The organism is Aporhodopirellula aestuarii (genome assembly GCF_023701485.1).
Lineage (GTDB): Bacteria > Planctomycetota > Planctomycetia > Pirellulales > Pirellulaceae > Rhodopirellula > Rhodopirellula aestuarii.
Map to the genome: position 1 here is coordinate 36,083 of NZ_JAMQBK010000095.1, position 8,892 is coordinate 44,974.

Consider the following 8,892-nt stretch of genomic DNA (forward strand, 5'->3'; position numbering starts at 1 on the left):
CGGTCAGACCCCAAACTCTGGGATCTGACTTAAACAGGGATCGCCTTATTCAGTGATCGCCTTATTCAGTGATCGGCCAATCATCAGTGCGGAACGAAGACGCAGGCAAACCTTCTTGGTTTGCCAAGTTTGGAATGTCGCCACTGCCCCATCCGTATCGCACGGCAACGGGTTCGGCAACCGCATCACTGCGGACGACAATCGTGTCGCCGTCGATCACCGCTTCCGCGTCGACGAACTGCTTGTCTGCCCCCGCGATGGTGAAATGGGTCAGTTCCTTTCCATCCATACCAACGAGGCCGCTACCGATGTCGGTGAAGGTCAAGCGAATCGCACCGTCTTCGACAGCATGGCTCTTGTAGAGCGGTCCTGAATCGACCAAACCTTCACGTCCATAGTCGCGTGCCAACGCGAGGCGAGCGAGACGTTCACCGACCGGTTTCTTTTGCTTCGGGTGAATGTTGGTGGCATCACCGATATCCATCGTCACCACCATCCCGGTGTTGGGTTCCGACAGAGCCATCACTTGGGCCTCACGCAGGAACGCGGCGCTCATCGGGTTCGTCTTGTACGCGAAGGGAGCGATTTGAACGTAGTAGAATGGGAAATCGCCCTGCCCCCACCGTGTCCGCCAATCGCGGATCATGGCTGGAAACAGCGTTTGATACTGTTTCGGATTCTGCACGTTTGATTCGCCTTGGTACCAAATCACACCGCGAAACGCGTACGGGATCAGCGGGCGAATCATGCTGTTGTACAACACCGCCGGACTGGTCTGCTTCAATCCTTTCGGTTTCTTCTCGCTGCGTGTGTAAGTCAGGCCTGACTCCTCCGCGATCGCGGGATATCCGTCGAGCACTTTGTTGAACTCAGGGAATTGTTCACGCAGAACCTCAGGGCTCACCCATGCTTCCGCACTCGAACCGCCCCAATTCGACGAGACCAATCCGATCGGCACATCGAGCTCCTGATGCAATCGTGAACCGAAGAAGAATCCGACGGCACTCAGGTTCAGCACCGTTTGCGGATCGCACTTCGTCCATTGCGTCTTGACGTCGTCCTGTCCTTCCAAAGACACCACGGCGGGGATTTCGCAGTAGCGCAGACGTGGGTAGTTTGCTTTCTCCACGTCTTCTTTGAAATGATCCACGCCGAAGCCACGCATTCTCCACTGCATATTCGATTGGCCGGAACAAATCCAAACTTCACCGGCGTAGACATCGTTCAGTTCAACGGAGTCATCATCCGTCTTGATCGTGACCACAAACGGACCACCCGCGGCAGGCGTCATGAGCGAGACGTGCCAATTCCCTTGCTCATCGGCCACGCTCGTCGAGGTCTCATCGGACCATGATCCGGTCACCGAAACTTCATCGCCCGGCTTTGCCGTCCCCCAAAAGCGATTGTCTCGCTGTTGTTGCAAGACCATGTGGTCGCCGAAAATACCTGCGACTTGCAGTGTTTTTTCTTCAGCGGCGACCACGCCAGAAATCATGGATGCCCACAACATCACACACGTGATCGTTGTTTGGGCCACTCGGACGGACAAATGCATCTGCTAGATCCTTAATAGTATCGACGAACTTCAAGTTTGCATCGGACACGCACTCGCGGGCGGAGTGGGTCCTCGTCATGGCTGACTCAATCGCTTACCGAAAACATCATTGCAACGTCAAAGTTGTCGTTACTACGCAGCTACGCAAGACTCAGTGAGTCACCCCTTCTCCGTTGCATGCATGCTAGCCCAGGCATGAAGGTTGCAACCGTACCGACGAGCGTGGTGAGCTAGTCAATATGCGTGAGCTAACGATCCATTCATGCTTAGGGTGATGAGAGCAACCTACCGCCAACGCCAAATCAGTTGACGCGTCGAGAGACTCCTACCGACCTGCTTATTGGAAGATGTTTCCCAGAAAACGATCGTCGATGAAGCTAATCTTTCTCATACTATTGAGCAAGTTTCAGCACCGGAAACCGGGCAAGACTATCGATATTTTCCGGTGGCACACTCATAGAAACAACCTGATGTGCCACGCTTGCCGCTCGCGCGACGATCGGCGCATAACAGGAATCACCTTCGCCGATGGGTGATTCCTGTGGTAGTCGCAACACACCCGGTGTTCGTCATCGCAATTACCAAAGCAATCGCGGCGAACGACTGCTAGCCGAGGTACTTCTTAAACCACGCGATCGTGCGTTCCCACGCGAGCTTCGCGGCAGCGTCGTCATATCGCGGCGTTGTGTCGTTGTGGAAACCGTGATTCACATTGGGATAAACGTGAGCCTCGAAAGGCACATTGTTATCACGAAGAGCTTTTTCAAACGCGGGTGCCCCCGCCAGGATGCGACGATCCAGTCCGGCATTTTGAATCAGGAGCGGCGTTTTAATTTTGGATACCTCCGACGCGTTCGGTTGGCTACCGTAGAACGGCACGCCGGCATCGAGCACATCGGGAAGATTGACGGCGAGTTGGTTGACGATACCGCCGCCAAAACAAAATCCGACCGCACCAACTTTGCCCGTCGAATTCGGGTGCGTGTCGAGCAGTTTTGCACCGGCGATGAAATCTTCCAACATCTCACCGCGGTCCCGCTTCGCTTGCATCGCACGTCCATCGTCGTCATTCCCCGGATAACCTCCGAGCGGCGACAAGGCATCGGGCGCGAGAGCGAGAAAACCGTCCACCGCGAGACGCCGTGCGACGTCAGCAACGTAGGGATTCAGACCTCGGTTTTCATGGATCACCAACACTGCCGGAAACCGCTCGCCGACAGCGGGCCGCGCCAGCAACCCTTTGATCGTGCCGCCGCCCTGAGGCGATGCATACTCGATCGTTTCGGCTCGAATACGAGCGTCGTCCGGTGCGACTTGCTCTGCCAATGCGTAGTTGGGGGCGAGGGTTTGCTCGATCGTTTCGACGGTCAGCCCACCCACAGCGAACGCCGCCAATCGTTTGACGTACTCACGTCGCGTCAATCTTCCGTGCGCGTAATCATCGTAAATATCGAGCAGACGTTGATCGATCTCGTTCGCGGTGGCGCGTTTCATGTGCTTGATTCCGTTGGGGAGAATGCATGAGCCGCTGGTGTTCGTTTGTAAATCGACGGGAACGATCTCACGATCCAGCGTTTCATTTCGTGGGAGAACCGTCGTGCAAAGAATAACCCCACCCGTTGGACAAGGTTTCGAATCCGCTGTTGAAAACGAGACTTCTTGAACGCGTCGGGGTTCAATCCGCGTCTCGTCCTACACCTTCCCCTATCCAATGGAATTCATTGTGAACACGCGATTCGCTCTCCTGCTGCTGTGCATGTACGCAACCTGCACAAACGTATCGGCCGAAGTAAGCACAACGGATTGGCCCCAGTGGCGTGGCCCTGACGCGTCGGGAACGGCTACCGCGTCAAACCCGCCGATTTCGTGGAGCGAATCAGAAAACGTCGCATGGAAAGTCGCCGTCCCTGGCGCGGGTAGCTCAACGGCGATCGTCTTGGGCGACCGCGTCTACGTGTCGACCGCCATGAAGACTGACCGCGTGAAAGAAGACGCGACAGCGGGCGCGTCCACAACCGATACCGCTGAAAACTCGCCATCCAACACCGATGAACGCCCTCGCGGCCCACGAGATGGTGGAGCACGCGAAGGCGGCCCGGGTGCCGAAAACCGTGGTGGAGACCGCGGCGGTCCCGGCGGTGGATCACGTGGTGCTCGCGGCCGACGTGGCGGAGGTGGCGGTGGCGGTTCGGCGCCGACCAATTACTACGCGTTCATGGTGCTGTGCTACGACAAAGCGACCGGCGAAGAGATCTGGCGAACCACCGCGACCGAGCAAGTCCCCCACGAAGCCGGACACAATACCAACACATTCGCGTCGTCTTCGCCTGTAACCGACGGAAAACGACTCTACGTCTCCTTCGGCTCACGAGGCGTTCATTGTCTCGACCTCAACGGCAAACTGCTGTGGAGTAAAGACCTCGGTAAGATGCAAACGCGGGCACAGTTCGGCGAAGGCAGCTCACCGGCCGTTCACGATGGAACCCTCGTCGTTCCCTTCGATCACGAAGGCGATTCCTTCATCGTTGCATTGGACGCCGAAACCGGATCTGAGAAATGGCGGCAACAACGCGACGAACAAACCACATGGTCCACGCCACTGATCACACAATACGACGGACGCACCCAAGTGATCGCGAACGGATCCAATCGCGTGCGCAGCTACGACTTGGCAACCGGCGAAGTCATTTGGGAATGTGGCGGACAGGCGAGCAACCCGATCCCGTCGCCGGTCCGATTCGAAGACAACGTGATCGTGATGACGGGTTACCGTGGGTACGCGATCTACTCCATTCCGCTGAGCTCGAAGGGCGACATCACCGACAGCGATTCCATCACCTGGATCGAAGAAGACGCGGCTCCATATGTTCCGTCACCAGTTCTCTACAAAGGCCAACTCTACTTCGTCAAAGCCAACAACGGCGTTCTGGTTTCGCGAGATGCCAAAACCGGTGAGCTGCTGATCGATCAAACTCGTCTGCCCAACATTTCAACCGTCTACGCGTCACCCGTCGCCGCCGCAGGCCACATCTACTTGACCGGCCGCGATGGAACGACCGTCGTACTTCGACACGGCAAAACGTTTGAAGTCGTCTCGACCAACAAACTCGACGATACCATCGACGCCTCCGCAGCGATTGTCGGCGACGAAATTTTCCTGCGTGGCAAAGAACACCTGTACTGCATCCGTAACCAGTAGCAAGTTCGCGACGAGCGAATTAGCCCAGCGGCGTTACTCGCGGTTCTCACCGACCACCACGACTAGCGTCCAAACGGCTAGGTATCGAGCAAGAAAATTCGATACGATTTGCTTGTGGGATCCGCTATCATTCTGCACCTCAAGAATTCTGGCGAAATCCACAACGCCATTTCATCCCCGCACGGCGATCACTTGCCCGCGTGGCGAAGGCTTTTTGCATGCGTAACGTTTCTACTCTCACCTACCTTCTCGTTTTCGCGACACTTTGCCTTTCGACATCGCCGTGCGTGATCGCTCAGGACACCGTCAAAGAGCCAGCCTCACCCAGCTCCGAGCTGCCCCTGTCCTCCAAAGACCCCGACGAGATACGCGCGCGAAACATTGCCCAGTTTATCGACGCTCATGTCGCCTGTCGCATGACGCAGCGGTTCGAAATGTACTGCCCGCATTCCGAAGAAGAACTTCGGAAGCTCAAGTCGATGGGCTTCACGCAGGTGATCTTGGACCGCGTGGAACTGCACGAAATGGCGACCCGCATCGGCCTGAAAGTTGTGCTGGGAAATTGGTGGTCACATCAAACCACGCCTGACGAGATTGAACGGGGGCTTTTATGGGCTCGTGCGGTCGACCCGAAAACCCTCGTTGGTTTCAGTGTGCAGGACGAACCTGAACGCAATACACCCGAAACGCACTTCGACTTCTACGTCGATTTATACAAACGTCTGAAACCGGTCTTCCGCAAAGAGTTCCCCACCACTCGTATCGAGATCTCTCATTGGGGACCGATGGCTGCGTTAACGGATGCGCAGCTTCAGTACTACTCGCTGCTTTACAACGCAGCCGACGTGATGCGAATCATGCCTTATCCGGACATTCATGAAGCGCCGCTTGATGACGTTTTTTTCATCATGCAGCGGAGTCGCAAAATAATGACGCTTGCCGATCGTCAATTGCCGCTGGTCGTCATTCTGCAAACGTGGATTCACCCTCCCAAAAGCAAACTGCCCGAAATTGATGAACTCCGGGTAATGGCATACCAAGCCATGCTTGCCGGAGCAGAGACGCTTTCTTTCTTTGACTTCAATCAACAGGTATGGAACCAGACCCCCGGGTTCTCGGATCGCTTCGCTGAACTCATGGCCGAACTCACCAGCTTGAGCGAGCGATATCGCGAGCATGAGATTGACACATACATCACCCAAAACGGCATCGTCAAATCAACACTCACCTCGTCAACAGGAGAGGTATCCCGAATCGAACTCAACACGCACCGTCATGCGGTCGGCGGATTTGGGCCGTTGGAAGTCCGAGAGGTAACAAGCGGGTTGCCGGACGGTCGTTGATTGTTTGCATCTGTCGGCAAACAGTCCGACTCGATTGTAGCTCTCAGCGATTCCCGCGAATTAAGAGTCCGATGGATCGCCACTTGTCATCGTGACGTACAACGCCGTGACTTCTTTGCCGTACTCCATTCTCAAGAATTCTTCGCGATAGGTTGCCTCCAGGCCATGAGCCTGTGCAACTTCATTGACATGATCGGCGTGGTGAACGTACCGCCCCGAGTCGGTGAGTGACCACGGCGGCTTAGATGCGGCTTCGACGGAAAAGCCGATCACACCGCCGGCGTTCAAACGCTTGACGGCTGGTGCAATCACCTGCGACAGATCACCGAAATAGATCAGAGCATCGCAAGCGATGATCAAATCAAATGTCTCCGTGACGCTACGCAAAAATTCAGTGATCTCGGCGACCTGCAGATGATCATAGACGCCTCGTTCTTCGGCCCGCGAAATCATCTCCGCGGAAAGATCGATACCAATCAGCCGCGACGCCCGATCCTTCAAGGTCAGACCGGCTAATCCAGTCCCGCAGCCAAGATCGAGCACCGACAACCCTCGACGCTCACCAAGAGCTTCGCCGACCACCGAGTTGAGATGCTCGGGCCCCGAATACCCAAGCTCGTCACACATGTTGGAGTCGTAAAACGCCGAGAAGCGTTCATAAAGCTGCTTGATGCACTCATCGGGGACGCGGGCCGGTGCCTCATCGTCACGGAGCGAAGTCAGTAAATGCCGAACTTCTGCGTCATCAGGACAAAACTGCATGTAATGTTCGTACGCTTCTCTGGCTTCGGGCCGCTTGCCAACAATGTGCGCCAGCTCACCCAGTTCCCGCCAATAGGCGTTGTTGTCGGGGAGCAACTGCGTGGCGCGGTCCTGGCACAAATACGCTGCCTGCACCTTGCCTTCACTTCGTAACTGGCACGCAAGTTCACTGAGTTGATCGGCGGGCAATTCTCGAACTTCGCCATCAACAATTGCTTCGTTCCCTTCGACTAATACTCCTGACGCGACCGCCTGATCAATCCAACCTCGCACAGCCGCTTCAGAGTTCGGCGGCAACAGAGGCGATGCGATTGTGAGAACAGCGTCCGCGTCTCTGCTTCCATCACAAAGTTCCACCAACAGCGCAGCCGTCGGATTCAGCTCATGCAGCCGGTTGGCTGTGGTGTGATACGCGATGTATCCGTCAGCGACAGGCGAGAGCAGCACATTGGGATTGACTGAGAGAAACGGCATTGGACGTCGAGGTGCTGAGTAGATGAGGAGACACGTCACCGCCCACCTACCACAAGCGGGAGCGAACGGTCAACGGATGGCAAGAGACGCGCTGCGCCGAGTTCGGCGACTGCAATGAAAAACCGATCGGCCGAAAACACGCGACACAGAAATGGGAGCACACATTCTACAGTGCGAGGGTCTTACATGGCGGCCACCCGTCTGATTGCAAAGAACTGAACGTCGCTCGCACTTTGGATCAGCGGCAAACGGCAACCTCGCCTACGCACCCCCAAAACAACTTGAGCCCTGAATTCACATCCAGGGCTCAAGAACCTAATAGCCTCGTTTATCAAAAACGATGGACAGGGAATGCCCCAAAGGCCTACTGATTACCTTTGCCTTTCCCCTTGCCTCCACCGGCGTTGCCGCCCTTGCCTTTACCTTCACCGGCAGCTCCACCTCGGCCACGTGCTTCACCATCCGCTCCGCCCCGCCCAGCGGCACGTTGTTGAGCGAATGCCGTCAAGGCCGCGACAAGTTCAGCTTCGCTCAGCTTGTTGTCGCCGTCTTTGTCGAAATTAGCCATCATTTCAGCAGCCAATGCCTTCGGATCCATTCGGCCGCCACCAGTGCCTTTACCTTCGCCTCGGCCGCCTTCGCCCCTGCCACCTTGGCCTCGGCCACCCTCGCCCCGGGCACCTTCACCGCGTTCACCCCGGCCACCGCCTTTGCCTTTGCCACCCTTACCGGATGCGGCCCCCGTGTCCTCGTCGTCACCCAGCACGACCGTCGACATCGCGGGCAAAGAAACAAGTGCCGCTCCACCGACCAGCATTTTGCTCAGGAAACCACGTCGTCGAGAATCAACCAGTTGAAGGGCATCGATTGTTTCATTCTTCATAATTCGCTCCGTTAAGGGATCGTCCTAGAATCGGACAGAAAAAGCAGCAGAAGGATTTTTCTGCTAGCCGTCTTAAGCACCGCGGAAGCCCTTAGGTTTCGAAAGATTCGCCTTCAATCTCCATTTTCCCAACAAATGCTCCGACAACGAGGCGTTCAACGCATAAGCAAACGACGTGCGTCAAAACCGCACACTCACCTTAGATCTCGCACCTACGATTCCGCTTAAGTCTTCGGGATGTTTCACCCCAATGAATTGCCCCAGACAAACTCTCCGGCTCTCGACCTACAAGCCGGCTGAAGGTGCGTTTTGAGCACTGCAGAACTCATTGATAAAGACAACCGGTATTGGAACTCGTCGTGGTTTTCGGACCTCCCAACTTGATGCGATGTGCCACAACTCATTCCTATGGGACGTCGATTGTTTTAAGCAGGTCTGCAGGAATCATCTGGCGAAACTGCCGCGAACTGTAGGCCGGAACGAGGCTTTGCGAGTTCCGGCATTCACTTGCTCAGTCGTGCCGGAACTGCGTCGCTTAGGCTCCTTGGTCCGGCCTACGCCGAACCGATCACGATCCGCTGAATTGTCGTTATACCGAATCACTTCTATGTACCTGCTTACCTGGGCCTTCCGCGTGGGCGGACGGTGGATTCGAGGTCGAGGCGACGTGGGATCG

Annotated in this window: 6 protein-coding genes; 2 read left to right on the forward strand and 4 right to left on the reverse strand. The window is 56.1% G+C overall.

Annotation, left to right across the window (positions count from 1 at the left end):
- Positions 1 to 61 precede the first annotated feature (61 nt).
- A complete protein-coding gene (locus NB063_RS28815; RefSeq protein ID WP_250932619.1) occupies positions 62 to 1,555 on the reverse strand; it encodes a sialate O-acetylesterase in 1,494 nt (497 codons plus the stop codon).
- 606 nt (positions 1,556 to 2,161) lie between these two features.
- Positions 2,162 to 3,049 (reverse strand): dienelactone hydrolase family protein, encoded by an 888-nt coding sequence (locus NB063_RS28820; protein WP_250932621.1) that lies wholly within the window; start codon positions 3,047 to 3,049, stop codon positions 2,162 to 2,164.
- Positions 3,050 to 3,266: 217 nt separating this feature from the next.
- On the opposite strand from NB063_RS28820, the gene NB063_RS28825 reads away from it, so the two are divergent.
- Both NB063_RS28825 and NB063_RS28830 read left to right on the forward strand, forming a co-directional pair.
- The gene (locus NB063_RS28825; RefSeq protein ID WP_407652743.1) at positions 3,267 to 4,754 is read left to right on the forward strand and encodes a PQQ-binding-like beta-propeller repeat protein; all 1,488 of its coding nucleotides are present in this window, start codon (positions 3,267 to 3,269) and stop codon (positions 4,752 to 4,754) included.
- Between the two features lie 218 nt (positions 4,755 to 4,972).
- Positions 4,973 to 6,097, forward strand: coding sequence for a hypothetical protein (locus NB063_RS28830; RefSeq protein ID WP_250932623.1), 1,125 nt, complete (start codon positions 4,973 to 4,975; stop codon positions 6,095 to 6,097).
- A gap of 60 nt (positions 6,098 to 6,157) precedes the next feature.
- Here NB063_RS28830 and NB063_RS28835 read toward each other — a convergent pair whose 3' ends face one another.
- On the reverse strand, positions 6,158 to 7,333 hold the full coding sequence (locus NB063_RS28835) for a methyltransferase domain-containing protein (RefSeq protein WP_250932625.1): 1,176 nt from the start codon (positions 7,331 to 7,333) through the stop codon (positions 6,158 to 6,160).
- 364 nt (positions 7,334 to 7,697) lie between these two features.
- Positions 7,698 to 8,216, reverse strand: a complete 519-nt coding sequence (locus tag NB063_RS28840) for an EF-hand domain-containing protein (protein ID WP_250932627.1) — start codon at positions 8,214 to 8,216, stop codon at positions 7,698 to 7,700.
- Between the last annotated feature and the right edge of the window lie 676 nt (positions 8,217 to 8,892).